This is a genomic window from Duganella sp. CF517 (assembly GCF_900110275.1).
Classification (GTDB): Bacteria; Pseudomonadota; Gammaproteobacteria; order Burkholderiales; family Burkholderiaceae_D; genus Rugamonas.
In genome coordinates this window covers 173,262-191,777 of record NZ_FODC01000003.1, presented here as the reverse complement: position 1 = coordinate 191,777, position 18,516 = coordinate 173,262, and the positions used below count along the sequence as shown (strand labels likewise).

Annotated in this window: 15 protein-coding genes; 5 read left to right on the top strand and 10 right to left on the bottom strand. The window is 65.9% G+C overall.

What is annotated here, in order from left to right; genetic code table 11:
• Positions 1–194 precede the first annotated feature (194 nt).
• Together BMX85_RS12600 and BMX85_RS12595 are read left to right on the top strand one after the other, a co-directional pair.
• Complete coding sequence (locus BMX85_RS12600) at positions 195–5,165, top strand: hybrid sensor histidine kinase/response regulator (protein WP_090318173.1); 4,971 nt, start codon at positions 195–197, stop codon at positions 5,163–5,165.
• A gap of 103 nt (positions 5,166–5,268) precedes the next feature.
• Complete coding sequence (locus BMX85_RS12595; RefSeq protein ID WP_090318171.1) at positions 5,269–5,523, top strand: NHLP-related RiPP peptide; 255 nt, start codon at positions 5,269–5,271, stop codon at positions 5,521–5,523.
• Positions 5,524–5,590: 67 nt separating this feature from the next.
• On the opposite strand, the gene BMX85_RS12590 is transcribed toward BMX85_RS12595, so the two are convergent.
• The 8 genes from BMX85_RS12590 to cyoA form a co-directional block, all read right to left on the bottom strand.
• Entirely contained in the window at positions 5,591–6,739 is a 1,149-nt protein-coding gene (locus tag BMX85_RS12590) for a putative peptide maturation dehydrogenase (protein ID WP_090318168.1), read from the bottom strand.
• Positions 6,740–6,924: 185 nt separating this feature from the next.
• Entirely contained in the window at positions 6,925–7,464 is a 540-nt protein-coding gene (locus BMX85_RS12585) for a response regulator transcription factor (RefSeq protein ID WP_090318165.1), read from the bottom strand.
• Positions 7,454–8,830, bottom strand: coding sequence for an ATP-binding protein (locus BMX85_RS12580; RefSeq protein WP_090318162.1), 1,377 nt, complete (start codon positions 8,828–8,830; stop codon positions 7,454–7,456). The genes BMX85_RS12585 and BMX85_RS12580 overlap by 11 nt, the downstream gene beginning before the upstream one ends.
• A gap of 5 nt (positions 8,831–8,835) precedes the next feature.
• A complete protein-coding gene (locus BMX85_RS12575; RefSeq protein ID WP_090318159.1) occupies positions 8,836–9,633 on the bottom strand; it encodes an SURF1 family protein in 798 nt (265 codons plus the stop codon).
• Positions 9,630–10,046 (bottom strand): cytochrome o ubiquinol oxidase subunit IV, encoded by a 417-nt coding sequence (cyoD, locus tag BMX85_RS12570; protein WP_090318156.1) that lies wholly within the window; start codon positions 10,044–10,046, stop codon positions 9,630–9,632. The genes BMX85_RS12575 and cyoD overlap by 4 nt, the downstream gene beginning before the upstream one ends.
• Positions 10,043–10,672, bottom strand: a complete 630-nt coding sequence (gene cyoC / locus BMX85_RS12565) for a cytochrome o ubiquinol oxidase subunit III (protein WP_090318154.1) — start codon at positions 10,670–10,672, stop codon at positions 10,043–10,045. The genes cyoD and cyoC overlap by 4 nt, the downstream gene beginning before the upstream one ends.
• Positions 10,665–12,677, bottom strand: coding sequence for a cytochrome o ubiquinol oxidase subunit I (cyoB, locus tag BMX85_RS12560; RefSeq protein WP_373923576.1), 2,013 nt, complete (start codon positions 12,675–12,677; stop codon positions 10,665–10,667). The genes cyoC and cyoB overlap by 8 nt, the downstream gene beginning before the upstream one ends.
• Positions 12,674–13,666 (bottom strand): ubiquinol oxidase subunit II, encoded by a 993-nt coding sequence (gene cyoA, locus BMX85_RS12555; protein WP_090318148.1) that lies wholly within the window; start codon positions 13,664–13,666, stop codon positions 12,674–12,676. Before cyoA ends, cyoB begins: the two co-directional genes overlap by 4 nt.
• Before the next feature lie 135 nt (positions 13,667–13,801).
• On the opposite strand from cyoA, the gene BMX85_RS12550 reads away from it, so the two are divergent.
• Together BMX85_RS12550 and BMX85_RS12545 are read left to right on the top strand one after the other, a co-directional pair.
• On the top strand, positions 13,802–15,139 hold the full coding sequence (locus BMX85_RS12550; RefSeq protein WP_090318145.1) for an MFS transporter: 1,338 nt from the start codon (positions 13,802–13,804) through the stop codon (positions 15,137–15,139).
• A gap of 101 nt (positions 15,140–15,240) precedes the next feature.
• Positions 15,241–16,221: a 2-dehydropantoate 2-reductase gene (locus BMX85_RS12545; RefSeq protein ID WP_090318142.1), complete on the top strand. Its 981-nt coding sequence runs from the start codon at positions 15,241–15,243 to the stop codon at positions 16,219–16,221.
• Between the two features lie 101 nt (positions 16,222–16,322).
• Here BMX85_RS12545 and BMX85_RS12540 read toward each other — a convergent pair whose 3' ends face one another.
• The gene (locus BMX85_RS12540) at positions 16,323–16,745 is read right to left on the bottom strand and encodes a hypothetical protein (RefSeq protein ID WP_143067965.1); all 423 of its coding nucleotides are present in this window, start codon (positions 16,743–16,745) and stop codon (positions 16,323–16,325) included.
• Positions 16,746–16,997: 252 nt separating this feature from the next.
• Here BMX85_RS12540 and ppk2 point away from each other — a divergent pair, with 252 nt between their 5' ends.
• On the top strand, positions 16,998–17,843 hold the full coding sequence (ppk2, locus tag BMX85_RS12535; protein WP_373923729.1) for a polyphosphate kinase 2: 846 nt from the start codon (positions 16,998–17,000) through the stop codon (positions 17,841–17,843).
• A 168-nt stretch (positions 17,844–18,011) separates the two neighbouring features.
• Here the strand turns inward: ppk2 and BMX85_RS12530 are convergent, their stop codons facing one another.
• On the bottom strand, positions 18,012–18,437 hold the full coding sequence (locus BMX85_RS12530; protein ID WP_229210425.1) for a hypothetical protein: 426 nt from the start codon (positions 18,435–18,437) through the stop codon (positions 18,012–18,014).
• Between the last annotated feature and the right edge of the window lie 79 nt (positions 18,438–18,516).

Here is an 18,516-nt window from a genome sequence, read left to right as displayed (position 1 = left end):
GCATGGACTTTCGGCCGGCTATTCCGTATGCTGATAATCACTTGCCGGGAGAGTGCCCTGATTTGAACATCCATGCCCTATCGCCGCATGCCTGTATCGCCGCCCTTTGTCGGCTGTTTCGGCTACGCCGTGCCGTCCCGCTGTCCCGTGTCGCCTTCGCGCCGGCGGCATGCCTGTGCCTTGTCGCCGGCGCCATGTTGTTCGGACCCGCCAGGGCCGGCGCGGAGCGCTGGGATAAACTGGCCACCCCGCTGTTTGAACACCTCGGACTGGAACAAGGCTTGCCGCATCCGGTCAGCATGGCGCTGGCGCAGGACGGCGACGGCTATATCTGGATCGGCACGCAGAGCGGCCTGGCGCGCTGGGACGGCTACCGCGTGCGCAGCTTCCACCACAGCGCCGCCGACCCCACCAGCCTTCCCGGCGATTTCATTCAAACCCTGCACGTGGACCCGCGCGGCCGCCTGTGGATCGGCACCGCCACCGCCGGCCTGGCGATGTACGACAATCGCAAGGAGCACTTCGTTCGCCTCGACGATAAGTTGAACCAGGGCCTGGTCAGCGCGATCGCCAGCGACGCCAAGGGCAACCTGTGGATCGGCACCCCCACCGGCCTCAAATTCTACGACACCGTCGCCGGCACGGTCACCAACCATACCCGCGAGACCGCGCCCGGCCTGCCGGACAACCAGATCCGCGCGCTGCTGGTGGACCGCTCCGGCAACCTGTGGATCGGCACCGGCACCGGCCTGGCGCGGATGAAGCCCGGCGGCGCCATCGCCGCCATCCCGGTCGTCAACGCCGGCCAGGGCGGCTGGAGCGACACCGTCATGGCCCTGGGCGAAAACAGCCGTGGGCAGATCGCCTTCGGCACGCTCAAAAGCGGCATCGGCACGGTCGATCCGCTGGCCGACAGCGCCCGCCTGATCGCACTCAAAGGCGTCAAGGACATGGAATCGAACATGGTGCTATCGGTCGCCGAGAGCACGCCGGGCAACTGGTGGGCAAGCACCTATGGCGGCGGCATCGTCGAGTACCACACCGCCACCGGCCGCGGCAACCGCATACTGCACCAGCCGGCCGTTGCGCTCAGCCTCAGCAACGACCGCACCGCCGCCTTGCTGCGCGACCGCAGCGGCATGATCTGGGTCAGCACCGAGCGCGGCGTCGACATCCACGACCCGCACAGCGAAAGCATCGACTCGGTGTTCGGCGGCGAGGGCAAGCTGGAGGCGGCGGTCACCGCGCTGATGACCGACAGCCGCGGCGATGTCTGGATCGCGCTGGCCGACCAGGGCGTCGACATCGTCGCCACCGACGGCGCCCGGCGCGCCGCCCTGCGTCCCGACCCGCAACAGCCGGAGACGGCGCTGCCCAACCGGGTGGTGCTGGCGCTGGCCGAGGCGGAGGCCGGCGAAGCCTGGATCGGCACCCAGCTTGGTTTGTACCGCACCAGGGGCGGCGGCCGCGCCGTCAAGCGCATCGCGCTGCCGCAGGAGAACCAGTATCCGCGCATCGGCACCATCCTGAAGCGCGACGGCCAGCTTTGGCTCGGCACTTTCGAGGGGCTGCTGCGCTACGATATCGCCGCCGACGCCATCACGCGCTACGTCCAGGGACCGCCCGAAGCCGGCGGCCTGACCGACAACCGCATCCACGCCGTGGTGCCCGACGCCGACGGCGCGCTGTGGATCGCCACCCGCAACGGCCTCAATCGCCTCGATCCGGCGACCGGCAAGATCGAGCAAATCCATGCCGCGCCGGCCGTCCCCACCGCGCTCTCCGAGGCCGTTATCAGCTCGCTGGTGATGGACGGCCGCGGCAGGCTATGGGTGGGCACCTACGGCGGCGGCATCTGCGTGATGACCGGGCGCGATGCCAGGGGTGGGCCGGTGTTCGAGCGGGTCGGCGTGGACGAGGGACTGTCGACCGGCACCATCATGGCGCTGCAGTCGGACCCCGCCGGCCGCATCTGGGCCGCCACCTCCGACAGTATCGCGGTGGTCGACGCCGTCACGCTCAAGGCGCGCGCGCTGGCCCGCGCCGACGGCCTGGCGTTCCGCACCTTCTTCATCGGCGCCAGCACCGTCACCAGCGAGCGCGAGCTGCTGTTCGGCGCCACCTCCGGCATGGCGGTGGTCTACTCGGGGCGCCTGAACGACTGGGGCTTCCGCCCGCCGCTGGTCATCAGCGCCGTGCGGGTCGACCAGCGCCCGCTGACGCCGGACCAATTGAGCGCGCCCGAAGGTCCGACCCTCATCCTGGCGCCGGATACCCAGAGTTTCGAGGTCGAGCTGGCGGCGCTGGACTACTCCGCGCCGCAGCGCAACCGCTACGCCTACCTGCTCGAGGGCTTCGACCGCCGCTGGACCGAGGCCGACGCCAGCCGCCGCGTGGCCAGCTACAACCGGCTGCCGCCCGGCGCCTACCGCCTGCGCCTGCGCGGCAGCAACCGCGAGGGGCTGTGGAATGTCGAGGAGCTGTCGCTGCGGGTGGTGGTGCAACCGGCCTGGCATCAAACCTGGTGGGCCAGGACCGGCTACCTGCTGGGCGCCTGCCTGCTGGCGTGGGCGCTGGTGCGCTGGCGCGTCAGGCAGCTGCACAACAAGGGCGAGGCGCTGCAGGCGCTGGTCTACTCGCGCACCCGCCATCTGGAAAAACTCAACGCCATCGTCAAATCGATCAACGAGCAGCTGGACTTCGACGCGCTGCTGCAGACCATCCTGCAGGAGTCGACCGTCATCAAGGGCATCGATTCGGCACTGGCGCTGGTGCGCGAGGCCGGCACCGAGACGCTGACCCTGCGCGCGGCCTGGGGCCGCATCGACGCCGCCACCGACGCCTACAGCATCGACCTGCGCCAGGCCGAACTGCGCTACGCCCCGTCCGAATCGATGATCGCGCCCGACATCTTCGAAATCCACCACCCCCACGCGCTGCCGGGCGATGTCTGCGCGATGCTGGCGGTGCGCGTGGTGCTCGACGGCCAGGTCGAGGGCTACCTGATTTTCGAGAACTATCAGTACCAGACCAGGTTCGAAGCGAGCGACCTCGATCTGCTCAAGGCGCTCAAGGAGCCGTTCGTATCGGCCTACCAGAAGGCGCGGGCGCTGCGCATGATCGAGCAGGCGCGCGCCAACGCCGAAGCGGCCACCCGCGCCAAAAGCGAATTCCTGGCCAACATCAGCCACGAGATCCGCACGCCGATGAACGCCATCCTCGGCTTCGCCGGCCTGGGCACCCACCTCGACCTGCCGCCGCAGCCGCTGGACTACTTCCGCAAGATCGGCCGCGCCGGACAAAGCCTGCTCGAGATCATCAACGACGTGCTGGACTTCTCCAAAATCGAATCGGGCAAGCTGGAACTGGAGGCGCTGCCGTTCGACCTGCCCGACACGCTCAACCAGCTGGCCGACCTGTTCTCGTGGCGCGCCGCCGAGCGCGGTCTGGAGCTGGTGATCTGGTCGGCCCCGGACGTGCCGGCCAACCTGTTGGGCGATCCGCTGCGCCTGAGCCAGATCCTGGTCAACCTGGTGGGCAACGCGCTCAAATTCACCGCGCGCGGCCACATCGAACTGCGGGTGGAACTGGACCGTCACATCGACGCCGCCGACGTCGCCCCGGGCGCGTTCGCGCTGCGCTTCACCGTCGAGGACAGCGGCCTTGGCATCAGCGGCGAGCAGCAGGCGCGCCTGTTCCAAGCCTTCGCCCAGGCCGACGCCAGCACCACGCGGCTCTACGGCGGCACCGGACTGGGATTGGCGATCTCGCAGCAGCTGGTGCGCAAGATGGGCGGCGTGATCGCCGTCGACAGCGAACCCGGCGTCGGCAGCAGCTTCAGTTTCACCGTGCAGCTGCAACCGGCCGCCGACCAGGCGCCACGCCTGCTGCCGGTGCCGGCGCAGGTGCTGGGCAAGCGCGTGCTGGTGGTCGACGATTGCGAGGCGGCGCGCCACATGCTGAAGATCCAGCTGGGCGGCCTGGGACTCCAGGTGCGCGCCGTGACCTCCGGCGCGGCGGCGGTGGCCGCGCTGCAGCTCGATCCCTACGACATCCTGCTGATCGACGCCGACATGCCGGACCTGGACGGCGTCGAAACGCTGCACCGCATCGGCACCGACGCGGCGCTGGCGGCGGTGCCGGCGATCCTGATGGTCACCGCCTACGCGCGCGAACACAATGCCGCCGCCGCCGAGCAGACCCGCCGCATGCCGTTCATCGACAAGCCGGCCAATCCCTATCTGCTGCGCAGCGCGATCATGACGGCGCTCGGCCTGGACGCCGGTCAGGCCGCCGTCAAGCTGCCGGCGACGCCCCCGTTCGCGGTCCAGCGCATCCGCGGCGCGCTGGTGCTGGTGGTCGACGACAACAGCATCAACCAGCAGGTGGCGAGCGAAATCCTGCAACGGGCCGGGGTCCGGGTCGACCTGGCGGGCAGCGGCGACGAGGCCGCGCGCATGGTCCACGCGCGCAAGTACGACGCGGTGCTGATGGACATCCAGATGCCGGACATGGACGGCTACCAGGCCACGGCGCTGATCCGCGCCGACGAGCGCCACGCCGCGCTGCCGATCATCGCCATGACGGCCCACGCGGTGGCCGGCTACCGGGAGCGCTGCCTGGCCATGGACATGAACGACTACGTCACCAAGCCGATCGATCCTGACACGCTCTACGCGGTGCTGGCCACGTGGGTGGAACCCGACGCCGGCCGCGCGCCGCTGGACGAACCGGAAGCGTTGCGCGCCACGGGCCAGGCGCCGGCGGCGCCGTCGAGCGCGCGGCCGGGCATCGACATGCACGCCGCGCTGGAACGCCTGGGTGGCCACGGCGCGCTGTTGACCCGGCTGCTGAGCATGTTCGCGCACGATTTCGGCGCCACTTTGCAACACATTCAGGATGCAATCGACACCGGCGACCTGGCGCAGGCGGCCGATCTGGTGCATAAGATCCGTGGCGCGGCTGGAAACATTTCCGCGCCAGATCTGTTCGCGGCGGCGACCGCGCTCGAGCAGCGTTTGAGAGAGCGGGAGAGCGCGCTGCCGCAATTGCTGCGCGATTTCGCGCAAGCGTTCGAGATCGTCATGCACAGCGCGCACGAGGAAATCGCCAAGCAAATGCCGGCGCCGCCGGCGCCCACCGAAAACACCGGGCAGTCTCACTAGCATATTGCTATGTAGAAATCTCTTGAGATCGATCAGGCTTTGCCCTAGCATGGGCTTGCGTGTTGATACGCGTCAATCTGCCCATCAAATGAAAGGTGACCACATGGCTACGCATTCCCCGCAAGATCTGGACCTGCTGCTGTCCAAACTGTCCGCCGACGACAACTTCCGCCAGCGTTTTCTGAGCGATCCGCAAATCGCGCTCGGCGGCATGGGCATCCGCATCGACGCCGCCCAGATTCCGGCCCTGCGCAGCCTGCCGTCCAAGGAAGTCCTCGCCGCCAATCGCCACGCGATCAAGGGCAAGCTGGAAAACGCCGCCGGCGCGATTCCATTCTTCCTGTCGGGCCAACGCTGAACCCTGTCCGCCCTGGCCGTCCCGCCGACGGCGCCGGCGCGTGCGCCGTCCGGCGCCGCGCCACGAATCAAGGTTCGTAGCGCATCTCCACCGTATCCCGCGCGCCCGACGCCGCGCCGCAGCCGCACACCGCCACCACCATGTCCTTCAACGGATCGAGCCCCAACGCGCGCTCGATATCGACCTCGTTGACCGCCGCCGTCACAAAGGCCGGCAGGCCCGCCTCCGTCGCCAGCAGATAGAACGTCTGCGACAAATGCCCCGCGTCCAGCAACAGCGCGCGGTAGGCCTTGGCGTGGTTACGGTACTTCCAGAAATTGCGCTCGACGCGCGCCGCCAGCACCACCATCATCGGCGCGTCGACAAACCAATCCTGGTCGGCCACCATGCGCATCGCCAGCTCCGCCGTCTGCGTGGTATCCATCGCCACCAGCGGCTCCAGCGCGTGCCGCACCGGATGGTAGTGATACAAGCCGGGCGCCACGCCCTGCACGCGCTGCGCCAGCACATAGGCCTCGGTCGGATGCAGCCCGCCGGCGGAGGGACTGAGCTTCTTCAGCACGAACGCGTCCGGCGCCATCTCGCGCTCCCCCTGCGAGCCGAAGGCGCGTTGCAGCAAGCGCGCGGCGGTGGCCAGCGGCAGCGTGGCGACGGGATCGAAGTTACGGCCGGTGTAACGCTTGAACAGCGTCTCGTCCAGACCGGCGCGCGCGGGAACCGGCAGCATCAACGCGTCGATGGCGGCGCCGCGTTCGATGGCCGGTTGCGGCGGCGCGCCGTACGACTCGACCAATTCCTCGAAGCTGGGGAACTGCATGCCCTTGTCGACCCGCATATCGCCCCAGCGGCTGAACATGTGCGCGGTGGCCGACAAAGGCCGCCAGTGCTGCGAGCGCAGCACCTCGTCGCGTTCGCGCATCGCCGCGCCTTCGGGCGAATCGCTCAGCAGCAGGCCGTGCGCGAGCAAGCGCGCGATGACCTCGGCCGACGACTTTTGTTCGCAGGCGGCGCGCTCCTGCCACAACGTCAGGCTGATGCAGCCCAGGGCCTGCAGCTCGTCGCTGCCGATCTCGACCTCGTTGCCCAGGTGCGGCGCCAGCGCGATCCAGCGCACCGTCGCACCCAGCGCGCTCTCGCCGGCGAACAGCGACGACCAATCGATATCGAGCTCTTCGCGAGGCTCGACAAACAGCACGGCGCAACGTCTGATCAGCATGATGGTTTCACCTTCAGCGATTATGGTGCGATTTCGGTCAACTGGTAGCCTGTACTGCGTCCCCCGGCATCCATTTTACGCAGAACACCGCGCGCGACCAAATCGGTGATGTCACGCAACGCCGTGCCGGCCGGCGCCCGCAGAAGGTCGCCGGCGGCCGGATTCGCCGGTTGCCCTTCCCGTCGTTATTTCACGCGCTGCTTTTCCAGCTTGCGCGCCAGCGTGCGGCGGTGCATGCCCAGCCGGCGCGCCGCTTCCGAGATATTGAAGTCGGTCTCGGCCAGCACCGTGTGGATATGCTCCCACTCCAGGGTCTTGATCGATGTCGAGCGGTTGGTCAGCTCCAGCTCGGCCGCGCCGGCGACGTGCTCGAACGCGGCCTCGATATCGTCGGTGTTGGACGGCTTGGCCAGGTACTGGCACGCGCCCAGCTTGATCGCCTCGACCGCCGTGTTGATGCTGGCGAAGCCGGTCAGCACCACGATCAACATGTCCGGATCGTGCTGGTGCAGCATCTGCACGCAGGCCAGCCCGGACGAGTTACCCTTCAGCTTCAGGTCCACCACGGCGTAGCCGGGCGAGTGGTCCACCAGCACCGCGCTGGTCTCGTCGACGTTCTCGGCCAGCAGCACCCTGTAACCGCGCCGTTCGAACGAACGGCTCAAGGTGCGGGCGAACGCGGCGTCGTCTTCGACCAGCAACAGCAAACGTTCTTCAGTACTCATGATTAACTTGTTCCGATTTGATTTCGATGGCCGACAGCGGCAGCGCCAGCCGCACCATCGCCCCGCCCCGCTCCAGATTGCTGGCGGTGACGGCGCCGCCCAGCGTGCGCGCGACGTTCACGACCAGGAACAGCCCGAGCCCTCCGCCCGGACGCCCCTTACTGGAATTATATGGTTTGCCGAATTGCGCCAGCATCGCCTCGGCGAAGCCGGGGCCGGCGTCGGTCACCTGCAGCACCAGCGCATCGTCCTCGCGCGAGGCCTCCATGCGCAGCCACTGCGGCGAAGCCTCCAGCGCATTATCCAGCACATTGCAGATCATTTGCTTGAGCGTCGAATCGGACACCACCGGCAGGTCCGGATCGATGCGGTTTTCGAACTCGAACGCCACCACCGGACGGCCGATGCGCCACTCGGCCACCACCTCGTCGAGGAAGGTGTTGATGGTGGTCGCGGCCGACGATTCGCCGCGCGTCTCGCCGGCCGACAGCAGGATGCCGCTGACGATGGACTTGCAGCGCTTGAGCTGCGTCTGCATCTCGGCGATTTCCTCCAGCAGCACCGGGTTGCCCTTGAACTCGGGCATGTGCTTCCAGTCGCCGAGGATCACGGCCAGGGTGGCCAGCGGCGTGCCCAGTTCGTGCGCCGCGCCCGAGGCCAGCAGGCCCATGCGGATGATGTGCTCCTCCTCGGCCGCGCGCTGGTGCAAGGCGGCCAGCTTGGCGGCCGTGGTGCGCATATTGCGCGTGATGCGGCTGATGAAGATCACCAGCAGCGCCGCGTCGAGGATGAAGCACACCAGCATCCCCTGCACGTACAGACTCATGATGCCGCGCTCGTGGTCTTGCGGCAGCCGCAGCGGCTCGGAGAACAGCGCCAGCCAGGCGATGCAGGCGCCGGTGACGGCCACGATGGTCCAGGTCGACCAGGCTTCGAGCAGCACCGCGCCCAGGATCACGTGCAGCAGGTACAGGAAGACGAAGGGGTTGGTGGCGCCGCCGCTCAGGTACAGCTGGGCGGTCAGGCTGGCGACATCCACCGTCAGCGCCAGCAGCAGTTCGTTGTTGGAGACGAACTGGTTTTCCTGCCAGCGCAGGGTGCTGGCGATGTTGAAGGCGATCAGGCAGGCCAGCACGTTGAGCATGGCCGGCATCGGCAGTTGCACGTCGAGCAGTTGCGAGGCGGCGGCGATGGTGGTGATCTGGCCGATCACGGCGATCCAGCGCAGCTGGATCAGCTGCTGCATGTTCTTGTGGCCGGCCGCGTGCGTGATGGTGTTGGCCGACGCTTTCACGGCGGCCAGCGGTTCGACCACGGGGGCGTTGGGACGACCGCGGTCGAAGGGGTTGGGGTATTTTGTCGCCATCCGTCTTATTTTACGTGATCGGCGCCCTTGCGCGCATCCCTTGCCACCCACCACGCAGCGCCCGCCACCATCAACGCCAGTCCGAACCAGGTGATGGCGTAGACCAGGTGATTGTTGACGAAGGAGATCACCGTCAACCCGCCTGCCGGGCGCACGCTGTCGCCGGGCAGGTCGGCCTGCGCGGAAGCGGCATCGGCATCGACGAAGTATGGCGCCACCGCCGGCAAGCCGCGCGCCCTGGCGATCGCCTGCACGTCGCGCGTGTACCAGTAGTTGCGCTCCGGTTGGTTGCTGCGCAGCGAGCTGTTCTTTTCGCCGATGCGCAGCAGGCCGGTGACCGTCACCGCCGGAGCGCCGGCGACCGCAGCGCAGGCGTTGGCGGTGGCCGGCGCGGGCGACGGGCGCGGACTCCAGCCGCCGGCCCCGGCCGGCACGAAGCCCCGGTTGACCATGACGATGCCGCCGTCGGCCGTGCACAGCGGCGTCAGCACCCAGTAGCCGATGCCGCGCTCGAGCGACGCCAGGGTCCACGTGGTCGACCCCGGCAGGTACGCGCCGCTGATGCGCACGCGGCGGTACTCGTCGTCCTCGGCGCGCAACCGCGGCCAGTCGGCGACGCCGGGGGCCGGCGCCGGCGCCGCGTGCACGCGCTGGTCGACCCGTTCGATCAACGCCAGCTTCCATTGCAATCTGAATATTTGCCACGTCCCCAAAGCAAAAAACCCTGCGAACATCACCCCGGCCACGAGGGCCAGGATGACGCGCAGGGCGCGGGAACGTTGGCGCGATGCGCCAGTCGTCATTTCATGTCGTGCATGCTGTGCACATCCGAGCCCATCGAAGGCATCATGTTCAGGTTCATGTGGTACATGACCCAAATCGAGCCGGCCAGGACGATCAGCAGCAGCACCAGCGTGAACAACAACGCCAGCAACGACCAGCCGCCTTCGTTCTTGCCGTTCATGTGCAGGAAGTAGACCATGTGCACGACCACCTGGACGGCGGCGAAGGCCAGGATCACGGCGGCCGTGGTGCTGGACTTGTCGAACACCTTGGCCATCACCAGCCAGAACGGAATGGCCGTCAGGATCACCGACAGCACGAAGCCGATGGCGTAATCCTTCAGGCTGCCGTGGGCGCCTTCCGCGCCGTGGCCATGATCGTCATGGCCGTGGCCGTGGCCGTCGCCGTGGCTATGGTTGTGTGGCGCGCTCATGGCAGAACTCCCATCAGGTAAACAAAGGTAAACACACCGATCCAGATCACGTCCAGGAAGTGCCAGAACATCGACAGGCACATCATGCGGCGGTTGTTCTCGACCGTCAGACCGTGCTTTTTCAGCTGGAACATCAACGTGATCAGCCAGATCGTACCGAAGGTCACGTGCAGACCGTGGGTGCCGACCAGCGCGAAGAACGAGGTCAGGAACGCGCTGCGCTGCGGACCGGCACCGATGTGTATCAGGTGCATGAACTCTTCGATCTCCAGGAACAGGAACGCCAGGCCGAACAGGCCCGTGATGCCCAGCCAGATGATGGCGAACTTCAGGCTCTTGCGCTGGGCGGCGATCATGGCGAAGCCATAGGTGATCGACGACAGCAGCAGGAACGCCGTGTTCAGGGCGATGGTGCCCAGTTCGAACAGCTCGGCGCCCGACGGGCCGCCCGCGTAATTGCGGCCGAGCACGGCGTAGGCGGCGAACAGGCCGGCGAACAGCAGGCAGTCGCTCATCAGGTACAGCCAGAAGCCCAGCAGGGTGCCGTTCTCCGGGTGGTGGTCGGCTACGTAGTAGCGCGCGCTTGGGTCGTCGCTCATGGCGGCGTTAGCGGTTATATCAGACATGGCTTTCCAGCAAACGAGTGTGCGCTTCTTCGGTACGGATGACTTCTTCCGCCTTGATGTAGAAATCGCGCTTGTAGTTAAAGGTGTGCTTGATGATGGCGACCATCATGGCGACGAAGCCGACGATGGCCAGCGCCCACATCTGCCAGACCAGGGCGAAGCCCATGACGAACGACAGCGACGAGATGATGAAGCCGGCGGCCGTGTTCTTCGGCATGTGGATATCGACGAAGCCCTTGGTCGGACGCTTGTAGTTGTGCGCCTTCATGTCGGCCCAGCTGTCGCTGTCGTGCACCACCGGGGTGAACGCGAAGTTGTAGTCCGGCGGTGGCGACGAGGTCGCCCACTCCAGCGTACGGCCGCCCCATGGGTCGCCGGTGACGTCGCGCAGCTTCTCGCGGTCGCGCCACGACACATAGATCTGCATCAGGAACGCGCCGATACCGCCGGCGATGATCAGCGCGCCGATGGCGGCGATGACGAACCAGATTTGCAGCGACGGATCTTCGAAGTGGTTCATGCGGCGGGTCACGCCCATGAAGCCCATCACGTACAGCGGCGTGAACGCGACCCAGAAGCCGACCAGCCAGCACCAGAAGCAAACCTTGCCCCAGAATTCGTCGAGCTTGAAGCCGAACGCTTTCGGGAACCAGTAGTTCATGCCGGCGAACAGGCCGAACACCACGCCGCCGATGATGACGTTATGGAAGTGGGCGATCAGGAACAGCGAGTTGTGCAGCACGAAGTCGGCCGGTGGCACGGCCAGCATCACGCCGGTCATGCCGCCGATGACGAAGGTCAGCATGAAGCCCACGGTCCACAGCATCGGCACGTCGAAGGTGATGCGGCCCTTGTACATGGTGAACAGCCAGTTGAAGATCTTGGCGCCGGTCGGGATCGAGATGATCATCGTCGTGATGCCGAAGAACGAGTTGACGCTGGCGCCCGAACCCATGGTGAAGAAGTGGTGCAGCCATACCAGGTACGACAGGATGGTGATGACGACGGTGGCGTACACCATCGACGTGTAGCCGAACAGGCGCTTGGCGCTGAAGGTCGAGACGATTTCCGAGAACACGCCGAACACCGGCAGGATCAGGATGTAGACCTCGGGGTGGCCCCAGATCCAGATCAGGTTGACGTACAACATCGGGTTGCCGCCGAGGTCGTTGGTGAAGAAGTTGGTGCCGACCATGCGGTCGAGCGACAGCATCGCCAGGGTGACGGTCAGGATCGGGAAGGTGGCGACGATCAGGGCGTTGGTGCACAGCGCGGTCCACGTGAAGACAGGCATCTTCATCAGGTCCATGCCCGGCGCGCGCATCTTGACGATGGTGGCGATCAGGTTGACGCCGGACAGGGTCGTGCCCACCCCGGCGATCTGCAATGACCAGATATAGTAATCAACCCCCACGTCCGGACTGGCCATGATGCCCGACAGCGGCGGGAACGCCAGCCAGCCGGTCTTGGCGAATTCGCCGACGAACAGCGACACCATCGTCAGCATGGCGCCGAAGGTGGTCATCCAGAACGAGAAGTTGTTCAGGAACGGGAACGAAACGTCGCGCGCGCCGATCTGCAGCGGCACCACGTAGTTCATCAGGCCGGTCACCAGGGGCATGGCCACGAAAAAGATCATGATCGTGCCGTGGGCCGTGAAGACCTGGTCGTAATGGTGCGGCGGCAGGAAGCCGGCGTTGTCGCCGAAGGCCATCGCTTGCTGGGCGCGCATCATCAGCGCGTCGGCGAAGCCGCGCAGCAGCATGATGATGCCCAGGATCATGTACATGATACCGATCTTCTTGTGGTCGATACTGGTGATCCAGTTCTTCCACAGCGGGCCCCACAGGCGGAATTTGAACATGACGGCGAGGAAGGCCAGGCCTCCGATCGCCACCATGGCGAAGGTGCCGATCAGGATGGGCTCATGCAGCGGGATCGATTCCCACGACAGGCGACCCAGGATCGGGTGGTTGGGTGTCAAGGTATGTTCGGACATGGTCATTCTTTACGGATGGGTTGGGCGGTGGCGGCAACGTCGGTCTCACAGACGTCTTTGTCCAGCGCTTTGACTGCGGCCGCCGCCTTGATGCGTGTGGCGTCCTGGTGCATCAGGGTGTTCATGCAGACCGAACCTTCAACCACGCAACGGTTCAGCACGAGGTCGTACAGACCCTTGTCGACGGTACCGAAGTGGGTGATCTGATGCTTGATGGTCGGCTTGTCCAGCGCCACGTACTCGGCGCGGGTGAGCGCCGAACCGGCCTTGGTCTTGGCGACCCAGGCGTCGAAGTCGCCCTGGTTCACGCCGTGGTACTTGAAGCGCATCTGCGAGAAACCGGCGCCGCTGTAGTTCGACGAGAAGCCGTCGTACACGCCCACCTTGTTCATCACCGCGTTCAGCTGCGTTTCCATGCCGGGCATGGTGTAGACCATGCCGGCCAGCGCAGGAATGTAGAAGGCGTTCATCACGGTCGAGGACGTCATCTTGAAGCGCACCGGCACGTCGATCGGCGTCACCAGCTCATTGATGGTGGCGATGCCCTGTTCCGGATAGATGAACATCCACTTCCAGTCCATCGACACGACCTGGATCTCGAGCGGCTTGACGCCGGCGGCCACCGGACGCTCGGCGTCGATGCGGCTGAGCGGACGGTACGGGTCCAACAGGTGGGTGTAGATCCAGGTGATCGCGCCCAGCACGATGATGATCAGCAGCGGCGCGCCCCAGATCAGCAATTCGAGCTTGGTCGAGTGATCCCAGTTCGGTTCGTATTTGGCGGAAGTATTTGACTTCCTATAGCGCCAAGCGAACAGACAGATCAAAATCATAACGGGTACGATAATCAACAGCATCAGCAATGTGGAAACAATGACAAGGTTTCCCTGCTGAGCGGCGATATCTCCGGACGGGTTCAACACGACCGTGTTGCAGCCAGCAAGCCACAACAACGGTGCGAGGAATAGCCCACGACGAGCGATAGGAGGAATCATGCGGTAATTTACGTCACAGATTATGGATAACATGCTACTGTACCTATTACGGAATGTTCTTGCCATTGGACACTTTGTCCTAGTGGTCCGGGGACATGATCGTAATAAAAATTAATTTACTTACGAGACGAGACCATGGCCAATACGACTACATTAACGGGCGTCGTCCCAGAGCATCAAACCAGCCAAGGCGCGCGCAACATCAATGCCCGGGATGGGGATATTTCACCAGGCGAAATCGCCATCGGCGTGGTCATCGGCCGCGCCTCCGAATACTTCGACTTCTTCGTCTACGCGATCGCCTCGGCGCTGGTGTTCCCGTCGGTGTTCTTCCCGTACGAGAGCCGCCTTGACGGAACACTATACGCTTTCGCGATTTTCTCGCTAGCATTTATTGCCCGACCGCTCGGTACTGTGGCATTTATGGCAGTGCAACACCGGTTCACCCGGGAAGCCAAGCTGATGCTTGCGCTGATGGTGATGGGCGTGTCCACCGCCGGCATCGCCTTCCTGCCCGATTACGCGTCGCTGGGCACCACCTCCATCGTCATCCTGTCGCTGCTGCGCATCGGCCAGGGCATCGCCCAGGGCGGTTCGTGGGACGGCCTGCCGTCGCTGCTGGCGCTGAACGCGCCCGAAAACAAGCGCGGCTGGTACGCCATGCTCGGCCAATTGGGCGCGCCGATCGGCTTCCTGATCGCCGCCGGCCTGTTCGCCTACATGATGGCCACCTTGAGCTCGCTGGACTTCCTCGACTGGGGCTGGCGCTATCCGTTCTATGTGGCGTTCGCCATCAACGTGGTGGCGCTGTTCGCCCGCCTGCGCCTGGTGACCACCCATGAATACTCGCACCTGCTCGACGAGCGCCAGCTGGAACCGGTCAGCGTGGTCGAGCTGCTGAGCAAACAGGGCCGCAACGTGCTGATCGGCGCGCTGGCCGCGCTAGCCAGCTACGCGCTGTTCCACCTGGTGACGGTGTTCCCGCTGTCCTGGATCAGCCTGTACTCGCCGCGTTCGGTGTCCGGCTTCCTGCAGGTGCAGATGGTCGGCGTCGTATTGATGACGATCGGCATTATTATTTCGGGCCTGGTGGCCGACCGCTACGGCCGCCGCCGCACCCTGGGCACGCTGGCCATCATGATCGCGGTCTTCAGCGCCGCCGTGCCGTCGCTGATCGACGGCGGCGAGCTCGGCCAGGATATCTTCATCCTGGTGGGCTTCGCGCTGCTGGGCCTGTCGTACGGCCAGGCCGCCGGCGCCGTCACCGCCAACTTCGAACAGCGCTTCCGCTACACCGGCGCGGCGTTGACGTCCGATATCGCCTGGCTGGTGGGCGCCGGTTTTGCGCCGCTGGTGGCGCTGGGCGTGTCGGCGCACTTCGGACTGGCCTACGTCGGCCTGTACCTGCTGTCGGGCGCGGTCGCCTCGCTGGCCGCGCTGAGCCTGAACCGCAGGCTCGATATCCGTAACTGAAGTTAGCAACTAATATAACAAGTCACTAATAAGATGCAGTAAAACCTGCTTCAGGAGGCGGGGCCGCACATCGCGGCCCCTTTTCTTTCAGAGGAGACAACATGAAAGTATGTATCGTCGGCGCCGGGGCCATCGGCGGCTTCATCGGCACCCGTTTGGCGGCTGCGGCCGCGTGTGATCTGAGCGTGCTGGCGCGCCGCGCGGCACTCGTTTCGCTGCAAGAACATGGCTGGCGGCTGCGCCAGGGCGACGTCCTGACCACCGCGCCGGCGCGCGCCAGCGACGACGCCGCGCAGCTGGGCCGCCAGGACGTGGTCATCGTCGCCGTCAAGGGCCAGGGCTTGACCGCCGTGGCGCGCGAGATCGGCCCGCTGATCGGGCCGGACACGGTGATCCTGCCGGCCATGAACGGCGTGCCATGGTGGTTCGGCCAGGGCGTGGCCGCCATCGGCGACCAGCCGCTGGCCAGCGTCGATCCGGAAGGCACGATCACCGCCGCCCTGCCCTACGCCCAGGTGCTCGGCTGCGTGGTGCACGCCAGCACGTCGTCGCCGGAGCCGGGCCTGACGGCCCACAAAATGGGCAACGGCCTCATCATCGGCGAACCGGGCGGCGGGGAGTCGGCCCGCGCGCGCCAGCTCGGCGCGCTGCTGGGCGGCGCCGGCTTCGACGTCACCGTCTCCGACAACATCCGCTACGACATCTGGTACAAACTGTGGGGCAACATGACGTTGAACCCGGTATCGGCGATGACCGGCGCCACCGCCGACCGCATCCTCGACGATCCGCTGGTGGCCGAGTTTTGCCGCGCGGCGATGCGCGAGGCGGCGCTGATCGGCGACCGCATCGGCTGCCACATCGCGCAGACGCCGGAGCAGCGCCACGAGGTCACGCGCAAGTTGGGCGCCTTCAAGAGCTCGATGCTGCAGGACGCCGACGCCGGCCGCGTGCTCGAACTCGACGCGCTGGTCGGCGCCGTGCGCGAAATCGGTCAGCGGCTACACCTGCCCACGCCCCACATCGACGCCCTGCTCGGCCTAACCCGCCTGTTCGGCCGGGTGCACGGCCTGTATCCGCAGTAACTCACATTCGCAGCAACCCACATCGGCAGCAATTCATATTACCGCCAAAGAAAAGGGACGCCGACCGGCGTCCCCGTACCCTGGCCGGGCGGCCGGCCATCTCACATGCCCAGCGCCGCGCGCGTGCCCAAAATACTGAACACCTGCTGGCGCAGCTCGCCCGGACGCCACAGCAGGCCGCCGGCGATAATGTTGCTACCGATGAAGTTGAACTGCATGTCGAGGCGGCGCCGCGGATCGGTGCTGCTGAGCAAATTCGTCAGCGTCGGCCCCAGCAGCGCGACGAACGAGAGCCCCTCGACCGGCACCGGCGTGAAGCCGGTCAGCAACGGCACCGACAAGGTGCCGGCGAGCTTGAAGAGCGACAACTCGAAGGTGTCCACCTGCTGCGCCTGCTCCATGAGCGCCGACAGCTCGCCCACCCTGAGCGCCTCCAGGTCCGTGTAGCGGTAGCGCAGGGTGCCGAGCAGCGTCAAACCGTTCGGACTCTTCAACAACAAGTTATAGACCAGCTCATCCATCATAACCTCCCAAGTAAAGTCACCGCAAACATGCCTGCCTCGCTCGCGAGCCAGGAGTTCAGCTTACCGAGCCGGGCGGACCGCATCATGATCAGATCGACATCGGGGCGATATTGATCCGTCATCGCCAGGTCACATTGCGCGCGTAAGCTGTGCCCGGACCACACCGAGGAGCACTGCGTGAAATTGAACGAGCAAGATTTGCTGGAGCGCGTGCACCGCGAGCTCACCGACAGCTACGACGAGGAACTGGAGATGGAGCTGGAGGACCGCGAGATCGATCCGGTCACCAAGCTGGTCATCGAAACGGAACGCAGCGAAGCGGCCAAGGCCGCCCGCCGCCACTACTTCCGCGAACTGTTCCGCCTGCAAGCAGAGCTGGTCAAACTGCAGGACTGGGTGGTGCACACCGGCCACAAGGTGGTGATCCTGTTCGAGGGCCGCGACGCCGCCGGCAAGGGTGGCGTCATCAAGCGCATCGTGCAGCGCCTCAATCCGCGCGTGTGCCGCGTCGCCGCGCTGCCCGCGCCCAACAACCGCGAGCGCACGCAATGGTACTTCCAGCGCTACGCCTCGCACCTGCCGGCCGCCGGCGAGATCGTGCTGTTCGACCGCAGCTGGTACAACCGCGCCGGCGTCGAGCGCGTGATGGGTTTCTGCAGCGACGAGCAATACGAGGAATTCTTCCAGACCGTGCCGGAATTCGAGCGCATGCTGGCGCGCTCCGGCATCCAGCTGATCAAATACTGGTTCTCGATCTCGGACGAGGAGCAAAACGCGCGCTTCCTCGGCCGCATCCACGATCCGCTCAAGCAGTGGAAGCTGAGCCCGATGGACCTGGAGTCGCGCCGCCGCTGGGAGGAATACACCAGGGCCAAGGAGATCATGCTCGAACGCACCCACATTCCGGAGGCGCCGTGGTGGGTGGTGCAAGGCGTGGACAAGAAGAAGGCGCGCCTGAACTGCATCCACCACTTGCTGGGACAGATGCCGTACGTCGAAGTCGAGCATCCGGCGATCCAGCTGCCCGAGCGCGAGTACCACGACGACTATGTGCGCCGCCCGGTGCCGTCGGAAATCATCGTCCCGGAAATATACTAGGGGGCTTTTCCATAGGAATCCGCGTGGCCCCGGGCCCATCGCGCAAGTCCCATGACCACGCCCGCCCGGGCAGCAAAACCTCGCCATGGGGCAGGCGCGCGATGACGGCCACAGGTCCTCCGGCGACCGGCTCATTGGCGAGTCCGGCACGCGGCCGGTCGCCGAACCTCAAGCCGGCTCGCCCCGGGGAGCCGCCTCGTCGAGCGCGGCCGCATCGCCCTGCAGGCCGAACGGAAGCTGGGTGCCCAGCAGGCTGAAAATCTGCTGGCCGAGCTGCCCCGCCCGCCACACCAGGCCGCCGGCGATGTCCTGCACCTCCAGGTTGTTGAACAGCAGCCGCAGCGGACGCGCCGGGTCGGTGCCGTCCAGCACATATCCGATGGGGCCGGCCGCCGTGGCCAGGCCGACGCCCGCCACCGGCACCGCGCGCGCGCCGGTCAGCAGCGGCACCGACAGCGTGCCCACCAGCTGGAACACCGCCACGTCGATGGCCACCGGCTGCGGGATCCCTGCCAGCACGGCGCCGATGTCGCCATTGGGCATCAGCGCGTCCAGGTCGGTGAAGCGCAGGCGCAGGGTGCCGGGCAAGCTCAAACCGAACCCGCTCGTCAGTATTATGTTAAAGGCAATCTCATCCATCATAACCTCCATCCAAGTTGAATGGCCACCATGC

Coding starts and splice junctions, on each gene's coding strand:
- cyoD (WP_090318156.1), bottom strand. CDS start 10,046: ATGAGCGCGCCACACAACCATAGCCACGGCGACGGCCACGGCCACGGC.
- BMX85_RS12575 (WP_090318159.1), bottom strand. CDS start 9,633: ATGACGACTGGCGCATCGCGCCAACGTTCCCGCGCCCTGCGCGTCATC.
- BMX85_RS12595 (WP_090318171.1), top strand. CDS start 5,269: ATGGCTACGCATTCCCCGCAAGATCTGGACCTGCTGCTGTCCAAACTG.
- cyoC (WP_090318154.1), bottom strand. CDS start 10,672: ATGTCTGATATAACCGCTAACGCCGCCATGAGCGACGACCCAAGCGCG.
- BMX85_RS12540 (WP_143067965.1), bottom strand. CDS start 16,745: ATGATGGATGAGCTGGTCTATAACTTGTTGTTGAAGAGTCCGAACGGT.
- cyoB (WP_373923576.1), bottom strand. CDS start 12,677: ATGACCATGTCCGAACATACCTTGACACCCAACCACCCGATCCTGGGT.
- BMX85_RS12585 (WP_090318165.1), bottom strand. CDS start 7,464: ATGAGTACTGAAGAACGTTTGCTGTTGCTGGTCGAAGACGACGCCGCG.
- BMX85_RS12545 (WP_090318142.1), top strand. CDS start 15,241: ATGAAAGTATGTATCGTCGGCGCCGGGGCCATCGGCGGCTTCATCGGC.
- cyoA (WP_090318148.1), bottom strand. CDS start 13,666: ATGATTCCTCCTATCGCTCGTCGTGGGCTATTCCTCGCACCGTTGTTG.
- BMX85_RS12590 (WP_090318168.1), bottom strand. CDS start 6,739: ATGCTGATCAGACGTTGCGCCGTGCTGTTTGTCGAGCCTCGCGAAGAG.
- BMX85_RS12580 (WP_090318162.1), bottom strand. CDS start 8,830: ATGGCGACAAAATACCCCAACCCCTTCGACCGCGGTCGTCCCAACGCC.
- BMX85_RS12600 (WP_090318173.1), top strand. CDS start 195: ATGTTGTTCGGACCCGCCAGGGCCGGCGCGGAGCGCTGGGATAAACTG.
- ppk2 (WP_373923729.1), top strand. CDS start 16,998: ATGGAGCTGGAGGACCGCGAGATCGATCCGGTCACCAAGCTGGTCATC.
- BMX85_RS12550 (WP_090318145.1), top strand. CDS start 13,802: ATGGCCAATACGACTACATTAACGGGCGTCGTCCCAGAGCATCAAACC.